General features: G+C 74.3%; 9 protein-coding genes. 1 reads left to right on the forward strand and 8 read right to left on the reverse strand.

From position 1 onward, the window contains the following. From ACFRAR_RS22560 to ACFRAR_RS22580, 5 genes are all read right to left on the reverse strand, one after another. On the reverse strand, positions 1 to 9,082 hold a 9,082-nt coding region (locus ACFRAR_RS22560), incomplete at its 3' end, for an SDR family NAD(P)-dependent oxidoreductase (RefSeq protein ID WP_380699926.1). Then, entirely contained in the window at positions 9,079 to 11,073 is a 1,995-nt protein-coding gene (gene asnB / locus ACFRAR_RS22565) for an asparagine synthase (glutamine-hydrolyzing) (protein WP_380699927.1), read from the reverse strand. The genes ACFRAR_RS22560 and asnB, both read right to left, overlap by 4 nt. Positions 11,074 to 11,085: 12 nt before the next feature. After that, entirely contained in the window at positions 11,086 to 11,337 is a 252-nt protein-coding gene (locus ACFRAR_RS22570) for a phosphopantetheine-binding protein (RefSeq protein WP_380699928.1), read from the reverse strand. Positions 11,338 to 11,340: 3 nt separating this feature from the next. Next, entirely contained in the window at positions 11,341 to 12,177 is an 837-nt protein-coding gene (locus ACFRAR_RS22575; RefSeq protein WP_380699957.1) for an ACP S-malonyltransferase, read from the reverse strand. A 79-nt stretch (positions 12,178 to 12,256) separates the two neighbouring features. After that, positions 12,257 to 13,183: a LysR family transcriptional regulator gene (locus ACFRAR_RS22580; protein ID WP_380699929.1), complete on the reverse strand. Its 927-nt coding sequence runs from the start codon at positions 13,181 to 13,183 to the stop codon at positions 12,257 to 12,259. 376 nt (positions 13,184 to 13,559) lie between these two features. On the opposite strand from ACFRAR_RS22580, the gene ACFRAR_RS22585 reads away from it, so the two are divergent. Next, entirely contained in the window at positions 13,560 to 14,135 is a 576-nt protein-coding gene (locus tag ACFRAR_RS22585) for a MarR family winged helix-turn-helix transcriptional regulator (protein WP_380699930.1), read from the forward strand. Between the two features lie 33 nt (positions 14,136 to 14,168). Here ACFRAR_RS22585 and ACFRAR_RS22590 read toward each other — a convergent pair whose 3' ends face one another. The 3 genes from ACFRAR_RS22590 to ACFRAR_RS22600 form a co-directional block, all read right to left on the reverse strand. Beyond that, the gene (locus ACFRAR_RS22590) at positions 14,169 to 14,894 is read right to left on the reverse strand and encodes a gamma-glutamyl-gamma-aminobutyrate hydrolase family protein (protein WP_380699931.1); all 726 of its coding nucleotides are present in this window, start codon (positions 14,892 to 14,894) and stop codon (positions 14,169 to 14,171) included. Then, positions 14,891 to 16,381: an aldehyde dehydrogenase gene (locus ACFRAR_RS22595; RefSeq protein WP_380699932.1), complete on the reverse strand. Its 1,491-nt coding sequence runs from the start codon at positions 16,379 to 16,381 to the stop codon at positions 14,891 to 14,893. Before ACFRAR_RS22595 ends, ACFRAR_RS22590 begins: the two co-directional genes overlap by 4 nt. 64 nt (positions 16,382 to 16,445) lie before the next feature. Beyond that, positions 16,446 to 17,891 carry an APC family permease gene (locus ACFRAR_RS22600; protein ID WP_380699933.1) on the reverse strand — a complete coding sequence of 482 codons (1,446 nt, stop codon included), beginning with the start codon at positions 17,889 to 17,891 and terminating at the stop codon, positions 16,446 to 16,448. Positions 17,892 to 17,999: the final 108 nt, after the last annotated feature.

The raw sequence follows: 17,999 nt of genomic DNA on the forward strand, positions 1-17,999 counted from the left end.
CAGCCGCAGCCGCAGCCGCAGCCGCAGCCGCAGCCGCAGCCGCAGCCGCAGCCGCAGCCGCAGCCGCAGCCGCAGCCGCAGCCGCAGCCGCAGCCGCAGCCTCGGCCTCAGCCGCAGCAGGGGCCGCAGCAGGAACCGGCGCGGGGGCCGGTTCGGGCCGGGGGTACCAGAACCGGTCCCGGGCGAAGGGGTAGCCGGGCAGCCTGACCCGGTCGGGCCGCGGGCCGTCGGTCCACTCCGACAGCCCGACGTCCTCACCCGCGATCCAGCGGGCCAGCGGGCCGGCTGCCTCGCCGCGCTCGCCGGTGGTGACGAACGTCCGCAGGCGGTCCGTGAGTTCGGCCACGGACGAGACCGTCCAGCCGACCCGTTCGGCCATCTCCTCCCGCCCGGCCCGCAGCGTCCAGGCGACCGAGCGCAGCGACACCCCGTCCGAGTCCTCCAGGAAGGCCAGCAGGTCCCGGGCCCGGTCGGTCAGCTGCCGCTCGGTGCGCGCCGACAGCGGCACCGTCACGGCACCGGCGGGCTCCGCCCCGTCCGGCCGGGCCGGGACGTACTCCTCCACCACCACATGGGCGTTGACGCCGCCGAAGCCGAAGCTGCTCACCCCGGCCCGCCTCGGCGTCTCCCGGCCGTCCCGGTCGCGGGGCCGCGGCCAGGACTCGTTCTCCCGGACCAGGTGGAAGGGCCCGTCGGCGAGCTCGACGAACGGGTTGACCTCCCGCAGGTGCCGGGTCGCGGGCAGCACCCCGTGCCGGAGCGCCAGCAGCACCTTCAGCAGCCCGGCGATGCCGGCCGCCGCCTCCAGGTGCCCGATGTTGGTCTTGACCGAGCCCAGGCCGCAGGCGCCGTCGTCGCTGCGGCCGAGCCGGCGGAACGCGGTGCGCAGCGCGCGGACCTCGACCGGGTCGCCGAGGGCCGTGCCGGTGCCGTGGGCCTCGACGTAGCCGATGGTGTCCGGGTCGAGGTCGCCGACCGCCGCCGTCACCAGCTCGGCCTGGGCGTCGGCGTTCGGCGCGGTGAGCGAGTTGGCCCGGCCGCCGTGGTTGTAGGCACTGCCCCGGAGCACGCCGAGGATCGGATCGCCGTCCCGCTCGGCCGCCGCCAGCGACTTGAGGACGACCGCCCCGACGCCCTCGCCGCGCACGTAGCCGTCGGCGTCGGCGTCGAAGGTGCGGCACAGGCCGTCCGGGCTGAGCATTCCCGCGCGGTGGGCGCTGACGAAGGTGCCGGCGTCGAGCAGGACGTTCACCCCGCCCGCGATCGCCAGTTCGCACGCGCCGGACCTGATCGCCTCCATGGCGCGGTGCACCGCCACCAGCGAGCTTGAGCAGGCGGTGTCGATCGGCTCGCTGGGGCCGCGCACGTCGAGCAGGTAGGAGATCCGGTTGGCCAGGATCGCGTGGGTGTTGCCGGTCGCGGTGAAGGCGTCCGGCCGCACCCCGCCGGTGGTGAGCAGCGTGGCGTAGTCGTTGCCGGTGACGCCGATGAACACCCCGGTGTCGGCGGGCAGTTCGCCCGGCCGGTGGGCGCTGTCCTCCAGCGCCTGCCAGACCGTCTCCAGCACCAGGCGGTGCTGGGGGTCCATCAGTTCGGCCTCGCGCGGCAGGATGCGGAAGAACGCCGCGTCGAAGGCGTCGACGTCGTCGAGGACGCCCATCCGCCGGGGGAAGTCCAGGGCGGCGATGGCCCGGCGCTGCTCGTCGTCGTAGCGGTCCAGCGGGAAGTCGGTGACGGAGTCCGTCCCGGCCAGCAGGTTCGCCCAGAACCCGGCGAGGTCGCGGGCGCCGGGGAAGCGGCCGGCGGCGCCGATCACGGCGATCGGCTCCCTCGGGTCCGTCCGTGGCCGGGCCGGCCGTGGTTGTGGCCGTGGCGCGGCGGGCGGTGGCGGAGGTGGTGCCGGTACGGCGGCCGCCACGGGGGCCGGGACGGAGGTGGAAACGGGGACGGGGACGGGGGAACGCGGCGCGGCCGACACCCCGTACTCCTCGACCAGGTGGGCGCCCAGTGCCTCCAGGGTGTGGAGGTCGAAGAAGACGGCGGGGCTGACCTTCGCGCCGAACCGCTCCTCGATCTGCCGGGCGAAGGAGACCAGCGAGATGGAGTCGAAGCCGAACTCGTCCAGGCCGGTGCGGGGGTCGAGCTCCCCGGGCTCGAACTTCAGCAGCCCGGCGGCGATCTCGCGCAGCGCGTCCACGACCCCGGAGGACCTCGGCCGGTCGGGCCGGTCGGGCTGCACTGGCTGGACGGGTCGGACGGGTCGGACGGGTCGGACGTCGGGGCGGTGGGCGGCCGGGGCGGTTCCCCCGGTGCCGCAGCGGACGTCGTCCAGCACCCCGAGGACCTCGCCGGAGCCGTCGGCCAGCACGATCCGGTCGTCACCGAGGACGACGTGGACCACGGGGGCGGCCGGCCCGCCGGCCCGGACGGTGACCGCCTCGATCCGGTGCGGCGCGAAGCGCGGCCAGTCGGCCTCGCCGGCCCGGCGCGCCCGCCACTGCACGCCCAGGGCGATCGCGGCGAGCACGGACGGCTCGATGCTCACGTTCCGCCGGACGTGGTCCTGCTGGAACTCCGGGCCGGACAGGTGCAGGACGCTCGACCCGTCGGCGGCGGTGGACACCCCGTCGACGGCGCAGGAGGCGGGCCGGGGCACCACACCGCCCTCGGCCAGTTCGGCCAGGAAGCCCGCCCGGTCCAGCAGCGGCCGCAGCCCGGCGAGGTCGATCCGCCCGGTGGGCGCGGCGCCCGCCCGGACGGTGAACTCCACGGCCGGGGGCCCGTCCCCGGCCCGCACCAGGCCGTGGCCGTCGGCGAACTCGGTGACCAGGCGGTCGGTGGCCGCCCAGTCGACCGGCCGCAGCACCCGCAGGTCGTGGACGGCCGGCTGGTCGGCGAACCCGGTGACCTTCGCGGTGGCGAGCGCGAGGTCCACGGCGAAGGTGGGCACCACGACGGGCACCCGGTCCTGACGGTAGGTGTAGTCCTGGAGGTCGTCGAGCCGGACGTCGGCGGCGTAGCGCAGGCCGTGGACGTCGGACTCGTTGCGGCCCAGGAACGGGTGCAGCCGCTCGCGGAAGGCCAGCGGGGCGAGCACGGACGGCGCGTCCGGCTCCTGCTCGACCCAGCAGCGCACCTTCTCGAAGGGGTACGGGGGCAGCGGGACCCGGCGGGCGGACGGCAGCTGCTCCCAGTCGACGGCGCGGCCCGCGAGCCAGGTCCGGACCGGCTCGTGGTCCGGGACGTCCCGGCGGCCCGAGAGCCGGCCGTCCAGGGCGGCCAGGGCGCCGGCCCGGTCGGCCGCCACGAAGGCCCAGCGGTACGGCAGTTCGTTCTTTCCGACCCGCAGGGTGAAGGCGATGTCGGGCAGGTCCGCCTCGGCGGCCCCGGTCAGGTGGTCGCGGAAGACGGCCAGGTAGCGCCCGAGGGCGGCCTCGTTCATCGCGGAGAACACGAACAGCTGCTCGCCGAACGGCTCCCGGCGGGGCGCCCGGGGCGGGTACTCCTCCAGGATGATGTGCGAGTTCATGCCGCCGGCCCCGATCGAGGTGAGGCCGGCCCGGCGCGGATGGGTGACCTGCCGGCCGTCGACCGTGGTGACGACCGGCTGCCAGTCGGCCAGGGCCTGCTGGACCCGGAACGGCGTGTCCGCGAAGTCGATGTCCGGGTTGAGCTCCTCGCTGTGCAGGGAGGGCAGCAGCTTGCCGTGGCGCAGCTGGAGCAGCACCTTGGCCAGGCCCGCCATCCCGGCGGCGGCGAGCAGGTGGCCCAGGTTGGCCTTGACCGACCCGAGCGCGCAGAACTGCCGGTCCCCGGTGGACTTCCGGTAGGCCGAGGTGAGGGCACGCACCTCGATCGGGTCGCCCAGGGCGGTGCCCGAGCCGTGTCCCTCGACGTAGCCGATCGTCCTCGGGTCGATCCCGGCGTCCTCGACGGCCTTCTCGACCGCCCGGGCCTGCATGGCCGGGCTCGGCACGGTGAAGCCGTTGCGCACACCGGCGTTGGACAGGGCGGTGCCCTTGATCACGGCGTAGACGTGGTCGCCGTCCCGCTCCGCGTCGGCCAGCGGCTTGAGCACCACCGCGCCCACGCCCTCGCCGAGGATGGTGCCGTCCACGCCGACGCCGAAGCTGCGGATCACGTCGGAGGTGCCGGTGGTGAAGTGCTCCTCCGAGGAGGTGATCAGGTTGTACGGGTGCAGCAGCAGATTGATGCCGCCCGCGACGACCATCCGGCACTCGCCCGCCCGCAGCATCTGCACGGCCTGGTGGACGCAGGTGGAGGAGGCCGAGCACATGGTGTCCAGGAAGATCGACGGCCCGGTCAGGCCGTAGAAGTAGGACAGCATGTTCGGGATCGTCCCGGTGTAGCTGCCGCTCTGCGGGGCGCCCCGGGTGAGGCTGTTCTGGAAGCCGTACAGGTTGTAGTGGTTGCTCATCGTGCCGACCAGCACGCCGACGTCGCCCTGGTAGCGGCGGCGGATCGTCTCCCGGGAGTAGCCCGCGTCCTCCAGCGCCTGCACGCCGGCCTGGAGGAACAGCCGGACCTCCGGGGACATCTGCTCGGCCTCGCGCTTGGAGATCCGGAAGTACCGGGGGTCGAAGGCGTCGATGTCGCGCAGGAAGGTGCCGGTGCGGATCACGCTCTTGCCGCGCACGGAGCGGTCGCTGTCGAGGACGATCCGGTGGTCCCAGCGCTCGGCGGGGACCTCCTCGAAGCTGTGCCGGCCGCTCTCCAGCAGCTCCCACAGCTCGTCGAGGGTGTCGGCGCCGGGGTAGCGGCCGGACACCCCGATGATCGCGATGTCGTGCCGGTCGTCCCGGGCGTTCGACGGTCCGGACCCGGACCGGGGCGCGCTCTCCTGCTGCTCCGGCTCCGGCTCCGGCTCGGGGTCCGGCTCCGGCGTCGCCTCGCCGAGGACGGCCGCCAGCTGCTCCCGGCGGGTCTCCACGAAGTGGGCGGCGACGTCGGCGATGTTCAGGTACTCGAAGAAGATCGTCTTGGAGAGCGGCCCGAACAGCTTCTCCAGTTCGGTGGTCACCCCCATGATGCTCAGCGAGTCGATGCCGTACTCGATCAGGTCGGTGGCCGGGTCGAGGTGCTCCGGGGGGTGCCGCAGGACCTCGGCGACGATCCGCCGCAGCAGCTCCTCGGTCCGTGCGGTCAGGTCCCCGGTTCCGGTTCCGGTTGCGGTGCCGGTGCCGGTGGCCGCGGGGATCGTGGTGGCCGGCGCCGCGACGGGCCGCGCGGGCGCCGCGGGGGGACGGGCCGCGAGCGTGGCGCCCGCGCCGTAGCCGACCACGAGGTGGGCCGGGGCGTCGGCGCCCAGGGCCAGGCCGAGGGCGCGCAGCCCCGCCTCGGTGGGCAGCGGCTCCCAGCCCCGCTCGCGGCGCATCGCCTCCCGCCCGGCCGCGTCCATCGCCATGCCGCCCTCGGCCCACAGCGGCCAACTCACCGCGACGGTACGGCCGCTGCGCTCCCCGGCCTCGACCAGGGACCGCCGGTGCCCGGCGAAGGCGTCCAGGAACGCGTTGGCCGCCGCGTAGTCGGACTGGCCGGGGTTGCCGTACACCGAGGCGACCGAGGAGAACAGGACGAAGTGGTCCAGGTCGAGGTCGCGGGTGGCGGCGTCCAGGTTGAGCGTGCCGCGGATCTTCGGCGCCGTCACCCTGCGGACGTCGGCCAGGTCCTTGCGGACCAGGAACTGGTCGCGCAGCAGGCCGGCCGCGTGGACGACGCCGTGGAGCGCGCCGTGGTCGCGCAGGATCGTCTCGACGGCGGCGCGCACCTCCTCGGCGTCGGTGACGTCCACGGGCAGGTAGTGGGCGTCGACGCCGTCGGCGCGCAGGGCGTCGAGCGAGCCGGTCGCGGACCGGCCGCTGAGCACGACGGTGGCCCGCGCCCGGCCGAAGTAGCGGGCCAGGTGCGGACCGATGCCGCCGAGGCCGCCGGTCACCCAGTACACCCCGCCGGTCCGCAGCTCCGGGACGGCCGGGCCGGCGCCGAGCGGCGCCGCCACGGGCTCCAGCACCTGCCGGAGGCCGTCGGCGCGGCGGCGGACCTCGCTGTCGGCGCCGTCGTCGGCGCACTCCTCGGCGACGATCCGCTCGACCTCGGCCGGGGACGCGGCCGCCAGGCCGTCGACCCGCACCACCCGGCCGGAGACCAGCGGGTTCTCCGCCGCGACGGTGCGGAACAGGGCGGCCAGCGGCCGGTGGAAGTGCGCCGGGACCCTTCCGTCCACCAGCACCACGAACCGCTGCTCGCTGGTGGGCCGGGAGTCCAGCACCGCCCGGACGGCCGCGAACACCGTGTCCGTCACGGCGTCGACGCCGTCGGCCGGGGCGGCGGGGGCGATCCGCGGCAGCTCCGGGGTGTGGGCGGTACGGGCGGCGGTGCCGGGGGTGGCCGGGCGGTCGGTCCACCGGATGGTGGCGGTGACGACGCCGCCGGCCGTACCGCCGGTGCCGGGACCGCTGGTGCCGGGACCGCTGGTGCCGGGACCGGCGGTGGCGCGCTGGGCGAGCCCCCGGAGCGTGGCGTGCACCACGCCCTCCCGGTCGCACAGGTCGATGTCGAAGGTGGCCACGGTGCCCGAGCCTCCGCTGCGCCGCACCCACGCCCAGCTCTCGGCCGGGCACGGCCGGTGGACCAGGACCTCGTCCAGGGCCAGCGGGAGCGTCGGACCGGCCGAGTCGTCCATCAGCGAGACGGAGACCTGGAAGGCCGCGTCCAGCAGGCTCGGCGGCAGCAGGTGCCCGCCGCCCTCGGGCTCGGTCGCCCGGATCCGGGCGAGCGCCCGGCCCGCGCCGGTGCGCAGCTCCCGCAGGGCGCGCATCGCCGGGCCGTACTCCAGGCCCTGGGCGCGCAGCCGCCGCTGTACGTCCGCCGGGTCGGCCGCGTCCGGGCAGGAGGCGCGCAGCGCGTCCAGGTCGAGCGGGGCCGGCGGCGCGGGCGGGACGAGTTCGGCGTGGCCGGTGGCGTGGAGCGTGCCGTCCAGCCGGAACCCGATGGCGATCGCCCGCTCCCCGGGCGTCAGTTCGACCAGGACGTCGACGGGTTCGGCGTCGACGGTCACCGGCCGCAGCCAGGCCAGGTCGCGCAGCCGTACGGTGCCCGGAGCGGTGCCAGGCGCGGCGGCCGGAGCGGCGGCCGAGAACTCGACGGCGGCCCGGGCCATCTCGACGTACGCGGCGGCGGGCAGCACCCGGCGGCCGCGGACCCGGTGGTCGTCGAGGAACGGCTCGGCGCCGGTGAACGTCGAGGTGTAGCGCTGCTGCGCCAGGTCGGAGGTGTTGCGGTGGACGAGGGGGTGCAGCTGCCCGGGCGCGCCGACCGGCTCCGGGACCCGGTACCAGTGCCGGTCCCGGGCGAACGGGTAGGTGGGCAGCCGCACCCGGTGGGCGCCGGGGTGGTGCGGCCACCGGGCCTCGCCGCCGCCCAGCCAGTCCTCGACCGCCGCGATGACCTCCGGCGCGGCGCCGGCCGGGTCGGCGTGGCCGCCGGCCGGGAGCGCCCCGGTGGCGAGCGACTCCAGGGCGGCGAGGAGCTGCTCCCGGTCCGCGACGACCAGTGCCGCCCGGACGGCCAGCGGTTCGCGGCCCACCCGCAGGGTGTGGGCGACGTCCGCCAGGCCCTGGCGCGGCAGCAGCGCCGACTCCGGTGCGAGCAGGTGCGCGCGCAGCCGCCCGGCGAGCGCGCGCAGCCGCTCGGGGGTGCGCGCGGACAGCGGGACGACGTACGGGCCCGGGCCGTCAAAGGACGCGGGGCGGTGCGCCGGTTCCTCCAGCAGCACGTGGGCGTTGGTGCCGCCGAACCCGAAGGAGCTGACGCCGGCCCGGCGCGGCGCGTCCTCGGGGGCGGGCCAGGGCCTGGTGCCGTCCACGACGTAGAAGGGGCTGCCGTCCAGGGTGATCAGCGGGTTCAGGGCCTGGAAGTTGACGGTGGTGGGCAGCACGCCGGCCGCCATGGCGGCGACCACCTTCACCACGCCGGCCACCCCGGCGGCGGACTCCAGGTGCCCGATGTTGGTCTTGATCGAGCCGATGCCGGTGGTGCGCGGGCTCGGCTCCGTCCCCGCGGCCTCGTGCAGGCTGCGGAAGGCGCGCTTGAGGCCGACGACCTCGATCGGGTCCCCGACCGGGGTGCCCGGCCCGTGCGCCTCGATGTAGCCGACCGTCTGCGGGGCGACGCCCGCCCGGGTGTAGACGTCCTCGATGAGCGCGGCCTGGGCGGTCGGGCTGGTCACGGTCAGCGAGTTGGTGCGGCCGCCGTGGTTGGTGCCGACGCCCTTGATCACGCCGTGGACCGGGTCGCCGTCCGCGAGCGCCCGGGCGAGCGGCTTGAGCAGCAGGACCGCCCCGCCCTCGCCGCGCACGAAGCCGTCGGCGTCCTGGTCGAAGGCGTGCGCCCGGCCGGTGGGCGAGAGCATGCCGGCCTTGCTGAAGGCCACGAAGAGCTTCGGGGACCAGCACAGGTTCACGCCGCCGGCCAGTGCCAGCTCGCAGTCGCCGTTGTTCAGCGCGGTCACGGCCTCGTAGAGCGACACCAGGGAGCTGGAGCAGGCGGTGTCGTTGGCGATGCTCGGGCCGTGGAGGTCGAAGTAGTAGGACAGCCGGTTGGCGACGATCGAGTAGGCGGTGCCGGTGGGCAGGTAGGCGTCGGTCGCCACGCCGTCGCGTTCGATGAGTTCGGCGTAGTCGGCGTGGCACAGGCCCATGAAGACGCCGGTGCGGCTGCCCGCGAGGTCGGCGGCGCGGTAGCCGGCGTCCTCGATGGCCTTCCAGGCGAGTTCGAGGGCGATCCGCTGTTGCGGGTCCATCGTCTCGGCCTCGCGCGGGGAGATGTTGAAGAAGGCGGCGTCGAAGCGGTCGGCGTCCTCGATGAACCCGGCCCAGATGCTGTTGGTCCGTTCGCCGCCGGTGCGCGGATCGCCGAAGTAGCGTTCCTTGGACCAGCGTTCGGCGGGGACCTCGGTGATCAGCGAGCGCCCGGCGGCGAGGTGGTCGAAGAGGGCGGGCAGGGTGTCGGCCCCGGGGAAGCGCAGGGCGAGCCCGATGATGGCGGTGCCGTCGGTGGTCACCGGGTCTCCTTCACGGTCGGGACGGCGCGGCGCCGGTCCACGGTCACCTTCAGGTCGAGCGCCCCGGCCGGGGCGCCGCCGGCGCGGCCCGCGCCGTCGAGCACGAACAGGCGGTGCAGCACGGCGGTGGTGAGCAGGTAGACGAAGGCCTGGTCCTCCTTGGTGCTCACCTCCTCGACGGGCGAGGTCATGATCCGGTCCGTCAGCCGGCGGGCGAACCGCTGGTCCAGGAAGTCGAGCTTGCCCAGCTCGGCGTCGGACAGCAGCAGTTCGAGGTAGTCCGGGCGGCTCTCCTTGAACGCCTCGCTGCCCGGGGCGCGGTAGGGCTGCTTGGGGCGGTCGGTGGTCCAGGGCGGCAGCTCGGCGCGGAACGCCCGCTTCAGCAGGGCCTTCTCGTTCCACCCGTCGTCGAAGCGCAGGTTGACCGAGGCGGCGGCCCGGACGACCGCCGGGTCGAGGAACGGGCAGCGGTTCTCCACGCTGTGCGCCAGCGCGACGCGCTCGCCCTGGGTGGAGAGGAGGAAGCCGGGCAGCAGGGTCTTGTACTCCAGCCACTGGGCCTTCTGCACCGCGGACATGGCCTGGTATCCGGGCGTCCGGGCGACCAGGTCGAGCAGGCCGGCGAACGGGTCCTCCCGGGAGGCGAGCAGCCGGGCCGCGAACCGGCCGTTCTGGTAGCGCAGTTCGTGGGAGAACAGGCCGGGCATCCGCTCGGTGGCGAACTGCTGGTACAGGCCGAGCAGATGGCCCTGGTGGGCGGGGCCGAAGTGCGCCAGCTCGGGGTGCAGGGTGGCGAGCGCGGTGCGCCGCCCCTCGTCGTCGAGTCCGTGCCAGCGCTCCCGCAGCATGGTCTCGCGGAACAGCGAGTAGCCGAGGAAGGCCTCGTCGGAGCCCTCGCCGCTGAGCACGGTCTTGATGCCGGCGTCCCGGACGTGGCGGGAGAGCAGGAACATCGGGACGAAGGAGGTCCGGAAGGCGGGCGTCTCGGCGTGGTACACCGCGGCCGGCAGGTTGTCGGCGATGTCCGCGGCGGTGACCGGGACGGCGCAGTGCTCGGTGCCCAGGTGGTCGGCGACCAGGAGCTGGCTGTCGGACTCGTCGAAGTTCTTGTCCCTGAAGGCCACCGAGAAGGTGCGGACCCGGTGCCGGGACAGCTGGGTGGCGAGGCTCGTCACCACGGAGGAGTCCAGGCCGCCGCTCAGGTAGACGCCGACCTCGACGTCGGAGCGCAGCCGCAGCTCCACCGCGGCGCGCAGGCTCTCCCGGACGAACTCGACGGCCTCCGCCTCGGTGCCGTCGAAGCCCGGCACGTCGAAGCCGAGTTCCTCGTACGGGTGCAGCGAGCGGCGGTCTCCGTCGACCTCCAGGTAGGAGCCCATCGGCAGCTGGTGGACACCGGCGAAGGGCGTGCGGTCGGGCAGCGGCGTCCACACCGCGTAGATGGCGGCGAGGTCCTGCGGGGAGAGCTTGAACCGGAAGCCGGGGAAGGCGCCGAAGGCCTTCGTCTCGGAGGCGAACAGGAGGGCGCCGTCGTGCTCGGCGTAGTACAGCGGGCGCTTGCCGTAGCGGTCGCGGGCCAGGACGAGCCGGCCGGTCAGGGAGTCCCTGATCGCGAGCGCGAACGGGCCGTTGAAGCGGGCGAAGCAGTCCGGGCCCCACTGGATCCAGGCCTGGAGCGCCACTTCGGTGTCGGAGTGGTCGGTGCGGAACGGGCGGCCGAGGGCCTCCAGCTCCGCGCGCAGCTCGATGTGGTTGTAGATCTCGCCGTTGAAGCAGATCCAGTGGCGCTCGGTCGGGTCCGCCATCGGCTGGGCGCCGTCGGCGGGGTCGACGATCGCGAGCCGGACGGTACCCATGGCGAGCCCGTCGTCCAGGTAGTAGCCGGCCTGGTCCGGTCCGCGGTGGCGGATGGCCGACAGCATCGAGGTGATCACCTCGGCGGCCGCTCCGGACAGCGGTGGCGCCGAGAGGAACCCAGCGAGTCCGCACATGAGTGGTCCCCCCTAGATTCCGGCGAGCTTCTTCTGGATGAATTCGTCGATCGCGGTGAGCGAGACGAGGACGTCCATCAGGATCTCGTCGGCGTCGAGGGTGATGGAGAACTCGGTTTCCAGGAAGCGCATCATTCTGACGTAGCCGAAGGAGTCGATGACCCCGGCCTTGAACAGGTCGGTGTCAGGGGTGATCTCCTCGTCGAACTCGAAGAGGAAACGGTCTTCCAGGTAGCTCCGGATGATTTCCGTCGTCGATTCCATCGTTCAGCCTCCAGAGGTAATGGTGTGGACCATTCGGGTGAGGGCGGTGCCCCCGATCTCGGTGAACTCCAGCGGGTCGTCCGGGTCGAGCAGACTTCGGACACAGTCGGTCCAGCGCACCGGGGCGACGAGCTGTTCGGCGAGCAGCCGGGCGGTCTCCGGCGCCCGGTGGGGCCGGGCGGTGACGTTGGAGACGACCGGTGTCGCGGGTTCGGCGAAGGTGAAGCCGGTGAGGAACTCGGCGAAGCGCACCCGGGCCGGCTCCATGTACCGGGAGTGGAACGGGGCGCTCACCCGGAGCCGGGTGGCCCGGATCCCGGCCTCCTCCAGGCAGTCGAGCGCGGCGGCCAGCACCGGCGGGGTGGCCGCGATGACCAGCTGGGAGGGGGTGTTCAGGCCGGCGATGTCGACGCCGTCGACGCCGTGGTCGGCGAGGACCTTCAGCACATGCTCCTCGGAGCTGCCCAGCACGGCGGCCATGCCGCCGTCGGAGGCGGCGGCCATGAGCTCGCCGCGCTTGGCGACCAGCCGGAGCCCGGTCTCGAAGTCGAAGACCCCGGCGGCCAGCAGGGCGTTGTACTCGCCGAGGCTGTGGCCCAGGTAGCAGTCGGCCCGGCGGTCCTCGCGGTGGGTGTGCTCGAAGCCGTGCAGGGCGTTGACGACGAAGATCGCCGGCTGGGTGTACTCCGTGCGGGAGAGCAGGCCGTCGGGGTTCTCGGTGCACAGGGCGGCCAGGTCGTATCCCAGCAGGTCGGAGGCGAAGGCCACCAGTCCGGGGTAGCGGGCGAAGACCTCGGCGCCCATTCCCTTGTGCTGGCTGCCCTGGCCGGCGAAGAGCATGGCGAACACGGCGTTCCTCCGACTTCGTCGCGGGGTGGGGAGAACGGGGGCTGTGCCTCGGGCGGCTCGGCCGGCGGGCTCACGGCCGGCCGGCCGAGACCACCGACCTGAGGACGTTCAGGACGGCCCGGCCGCGCCGGCCGAGCGCGAGGGAGGGCGCGGTGGCCACCCCGAGGCGGGCGGTCGGCGCCGGCTCGGCGAGCTCGACCGCGCGGATCCGGCCGCCCTCCAGGGTGGCGGCCCGGTGGGTGCGCTGGTAGGCCAGGGTGAACCCGCACCCGGCGGCCACCAGGCCGCGGACGGTCTCCGGCCCGGCCGCGGTGATCACCGGTGGCGGCGGCACGCCGGCCTCGGCGAAGGACTTCTCGAAGTGCAGCAGCAGCGGCGGGTCGTCGGGGGCGACGAACGGCCGGTCGGCGAGCCTGGCCAGCGGGACGGGGCCGGCCCGGCCGACCGGGTCGTCCTCCGGGTCGCCGTCCGGGAGGAGGGCCTGGAGGCGCAGCTCGGCGAGCGGGACGAACCGGCAGCCGCCGCTCAGGAAGTCGTAGGTGACGGCGAGTTCGCACTGCCCCTCGCGGAGCAGCGCGAGCAGCGGGTCGGCCCGTTCCTCCCGGGTGCCCAGCCGCAGCCCGGCGTGCCGCTGTGCGGTGATCCGGTGGACCGGCGGGAGCAGGAACGGGGCCAGCGCGGTGAGGAACCCGACGCCGATCCGCCCTTCGAGGCCGCCCGCCAGGGCGTCCCCCTGTTCCTGGAGGTCCCTGGCCTGTCCCAGCAGCGCCCGGGCGCCGAGCAGCAGGTGGCGCCCGTTGGGCGTGAGGGACACGCCGCGGGCGTGGTGGCGCAGCAGCAGCTGGACGCCGAGTTGGCGCTCCAGCCGGATGATGGCCGAGGAAACGGTCGATTGCGAGGCTCTGAGCTTTTCGGCCGCTTCCGAGATGTTGCCGAGTTCGGCCGATTCGACGAAATAGCGTAGCTGGGTGAGGCTGAAGTCCAGTCGTTCGGTCATTCTTCACGTCCGGAGAAAGCTGTCGGGCGGTATCCGGGAAGGCTTCATGTCGTGAACGTGTCAAGCACGTAAAAAGCGCAGGCCCCGGGCGTTATTCAGCCCGTGGGTATGCGCGGGAATGTGGAACACGGAGCGAAGTGCTTCGCTCACCATAGGCGACAGGTTGACGGTCGAACAAGGTCGCCCCGGGGCGGGGATGTGAAGGACTCGCGGGAGCAACCGGCGGATCGGGTTCCGCCGACGGGCGGGCCGGGGAGGTGACGCCGGGGGCGGGGGCGGTGCCGGGCCGGTACCGCCAACTAGGATGCCCGGGTCACCGGAACGGGTTCGAGTCCGCCACCGGTGAGCCAGGTGACGGAGAGACGAGGGAGCACCCGTGCCCAGCCAGCGGTCCATCAACGAGGCCGAGAGGCTCGTCCAGGCGAAGCTCGGCGGCAGCCCGATCCGCCGGGAGCGGATGGCCGCGGTGGCCAACATCTACCGGGCCGCCTCCACCGTGCGCCAGCACCTGGAGAACTCCGTGCTGCGCGGCTCGGACCTCACCTGGACCGCCTTCGTCGTCCTCTGGGTCGTCTGGGTCTGGGGCGAGTCCGAGACCCGGCACGTCGCCGAGGAGGCCGGCATCTCCAAGGGCACGCTGACCGGCGTCTCCCGCACCCTGGAGTCGCGCGGCCTGCTGCGCCGCATCGACCACCCCACCGACGGGCGGCTGGTCCTCCTCGCGCTCACCGAGCAGGGCGAGGAGTTCATGCGCGAGGTGTTCCCGGCCTTCAACGACGAGGAGTCCTTCGTCACCTCCCGGCTCACCGACGAGGAGTGCGTCAGCCTCGCCGACGGGCTGCGGCGGGTGGTGCTCCAGGTCGAGGAGCACGGCGAGGAGCGGCGCCGCTCGCTGCTGAAGGGCGAGGAGCCCGCCCCGCGCCGCAGCGGCCGGCGCCCCGCCCGTGGCTGACTCGGGCGCTTCCGCGCGCCGCCCGCGGCCGACTCAGGCGCCTCCCCGCGCCGCCCGGACCAGGGCGTCGAAGATCCGCTGCTGGGCCGGGTCCTCGTGGGCGGTGTCCTCCGGGTGCCACTGCACGGCCGTGAACCAGCCCTTCGCCCCGGGCAGTTCGACGGCCTCGACGGTCCCGTCGGCCGCCCGGCCGGTGACCGCCAGGCCCTCCCCGAGCCGGTCCACGTGCTGGTGGTGGTAGCAGGAGGCTTCGACCCGCTCGCCGCCGGTGATCGCGGCCAGCGCCGAACCGGGGGTGAGCGCGACGGGCCGGCGGACGTGCCGGTGCTCGCGGCCGGGGCCGCCCATGTCCTGGTGCAGGGTGCCGCCCAGCACCGTGTTGACCACCTGGAGCCCCCGGCAGACCGCCAGCAGCGGCACCCCGTCCGCCAGGGCCCGCCGGGCGAGTTCCAGGTCGAACGCGTCCTGCTCCTCGTCCACGTCGTAGACCGCCGCGTGGGCGTCGGCCGCGCCGTAGCGGTGCGGCGCGAGGTCCCCGCCGCCGGGGAGCAGCAGGGCGTCGAAGCGGGCCAGCCGGGCGGTGACCTCCGCTGGGTCGGCGGCGCCGCCGGGGGCGTGGGGGTGCAGGGTGACGGGCTCGCCGCCGGCCCGCCAGACGGCCTCGATCAGGGCCCGGGCGTTGACCTCGGCGGCGTGGCGCAGGGCGGAGGTGGAGGCGGCGAAGCGGGCGGGAACGGCGATCAGCGGGCGGTGGTTCACAGCTGGATCCAGGTTGTCTTGAGTTCGGTGTACTTCTCCAGGGCGTGGGCGGACTTGTCGCGACCGTTGCCGGACTGCTTCATCCCGCCGAAGGGCACGGTGAGGTCGCCCTCCTCGTAGCAGTTGACCCAGACCGTACCGGCCCTGAGGGCGCGCGAGACCCGGTGGGCGGTGGAGAGGTCGGAGGTCCACAGCCCGGCGGCGAGGCCGTACTCGGTGGCGTTGGCGAGGGCGACGGCCTCGTCCAGGTCGTCGAAGGCGAGGACGGACAGCACCGGGCCGAAGACCTCCTCGCGGGCCAGCCGGCTGTCCGGGGCGACCCGGTCGAAGACGGTGGGTTCGAGGTAGCAGCCGCCGGTTTCGGCCAGGGCGCGCCCGCCGCCGGTGCGCAGCCGGGCGCCGTCGTCCAGGGCGGTGCGGACGTGGCCGAGGACCCGGCCGAGGTGCTGTTCGCCGACCAGGGCGCCCATCTCGGTGGCGGGGTCGAGCGGGTCGCCGACCCGCAGGGCGCGGGCGCGCGCCACGACGGCCTCGGTGACCTGTTCGGCGACGGAGGAGTGGACCAGCAGCCGGGAGGGCGCGGTGCACATCTCGCCCTGGTTGAAGAAGATGCCCCAGGCGGCGGTGGCCGCGGCCCGCTCCAGGTCGGGGGCGTCGGGCAGGACGATGTTGGGCGACTTGCCGCCCAGTTCCAGCCAGACCCGCTTGAGGTTGGAGTCGGCGGAGTAGCGCAGGAAGTGGCGGCCGACGGCGGTGGAGCCGGTGAAGGCGAGGACGTCGACGTCGGGGTGCAGGCCGAGGGCCCGGCCGGCCACCGGTCCGTCGCCGGCCACGACGTTGAGGACGCCCGGCGGCAGCCCGGCCGCGAGGCCGATCCGGCCGAGCAGCAGGGCGGACAGCGGGGAGTTCTCCGAGGGCTTGAGCACGACCGTGCAGCCCGCGGCCAGCGCCGGGGCGATCTTCCAGCCGGCCAGGGTGAGCGGGAAGTTCCAGGGGACGACCGCGCCGACGACCCCGGCGGGCTCCCGGGTGACGAGGGCGAGGGCGTCGGGCGCGGTCCGCGGGGACTCGTCGGTGAGCTTGTCGGCGAGCCCGCCGTACCAGCGGAAGGTGTTGATCAGCGCCCGCAGCTCGATGTCGTGGGCGTCGGTGACCGGCTTGCCCATCTCCAGGCTGACGGCGAGCGCCAGCTCGGCCCGCCGCTCCTCCACCAGCTCGGCGAAGCGCAGCAGGACGCGGCCGCGTTCGGCGGGGGCGAGCCGCGGCCAGGGGCCGTGGTCGAAGGCCCGGCGGGCGGCGGCGACGGCCGCGTCGACCTCGGCCGCACCGGCGTCGGCGACCTCGGCCAGCACCCGGCCGTCGCGGGGGGACACCACGGAGAACGTGCCGCCGCCACCGGCTTCGTCGGCGCCGTCGATCAGGTGCTCGCGGACGGGCCGGAAGGCCTCGGCCCGGCGGAGCCAGTCGTCGTGGGTGGCGAGGGTCATGCGGTCCTCCAGGAGGGCTGGGGCGGCGCGCGCCCGGGCCTCGGGCGCGCGCCGTCGGGGAAGGTCAGCTGCGGCGGCGCCGGATCAGGTGGTTGGCCACCCCGAGCGCCAGGACCACGGGCACCGAGCCGACGAGCCAGAGGGCGGTGCCGGCCGAGCCGCCGATCAGGGTGGTGAAGTTGGCGAGGATGAGCCAGATGGCGCCCGCGATGCCGATCGCGCCCAGGACGGGGGCGATCACGGTGTTCCACGCCCGGGTGTCCACCCGCCGGCGGCGGAAGAACACCACGACCGACACCGAGGTCAGCAGGTAGAGCAGCATCATCGCCAGCACGGCGAGCCCGCTGAACCAGGAGAAGAGGCTGAGCACCGGGTCCTTGCCGGCCACCGCGAAGGGCACGACCAGCAGGACGGCGATGACGGTCTGTACCCGGCCGGCCGTCGCCGGGGCGTGCTTGCGGTTCAACCGGCGGAGCGGCGCGGGCAGTTGGCCGTCCCGGGCGAGGCAGAACAGGTAGCGGGCGGCGGAGTTGTGGAAGGTCAGCACGCCGGCGAACAGCGAGGTGGCGAGCAGCACCGGCAGGACGCCGCCGAGCCAGCCGCCGAACAGGTCGGTGACGGGGGCGAAGACGAACCCGGCGGAGTCCCCGGCCTCCAGGGCCTTTCCCGCCGCCGCGGGGGCCTTCGAGGCGCCGTACGAGGAGATCAGCGTCCACGAGGTGAGGGCGAAGAAGCCGGTGACCACGATCACCGAGAGGTAGGTGGCGCGCGGCACCGTCTTCTTGGGGTCCTTCGCCTCCTCGCCGTAGATGGCGGTGGCCTCGAAGCCGAACATCGACGCCAGGGCGAACATGACGGCGACGCCGGGCGCCCCCTGGAGGGCGGCGGAGGGGGAGAAGCTGTCGGCCAGGCCGAGGCCCTCGGGCCCGCCGCCCTTGGCCAGGGTGACCAGGCCGAAGAGCGCCAGGATGCTGAACTCGGCGAGCACGAAGGCGGCCAGCACCTTGGCGCCCATCTCGATGCCCAGGGCGCCGAGGGCCTGCACCACGGCCATCGTCACCAGCGTGTAGACCCACCAGGGGAGGTGCAGCGGGGTGTGGTCGGCGACGAGCCCGCTGACGATCGAGCCGTACAGGCCGTACATCCCCGCCTGGATGACGCAGTAGGAGAACAGGGCGACGGCGGCGCTGCCCGCGCCGGCGGTCCGGCCGAGGCCGGCGCCGATGTACGTGTAGAAGGCGCCGGCGTCCACGACGTGACGGCCCATCGCGATGAACCCGACCGAGAAGAGCAGGATCACCGCCCCGGCCAGTACGTAGGCGGCCGGGGTTCCGGAGCCGTTGCCGAAGGCGACCGACAGCGGGGCGGCGCCTGCGATGCCGGTCAGCGGGGCCTGGCCGGACAGGACGAAGAAGAGGATGCCGAGGACGCCCAGGGCGTTTGGCTTGAGCGTGGACGTGGTGGGGGCGTCCCGCTCGGTCCGGTCTGCGGAAGTCGTCCGACTGTCCACAGGGATCACCTGCCAGAGAGGAGTGGGGGGAAGTCGTTTCAGGTCAAACGAGTTGCCTCATCGTGGGGCGCAACTATCCGTTTGGCAAGGGGTCGGGAGCCGGGAGTC

Source organism: Kitasatospora sp. NPDC056651 (assembly GCF_042792155.1).
Taxonomy (GTDB): Bacteria; Actinomycetota; Actinomycetes; order Streptomycetales; family Streptomycetaceae; genus Kitasatospora.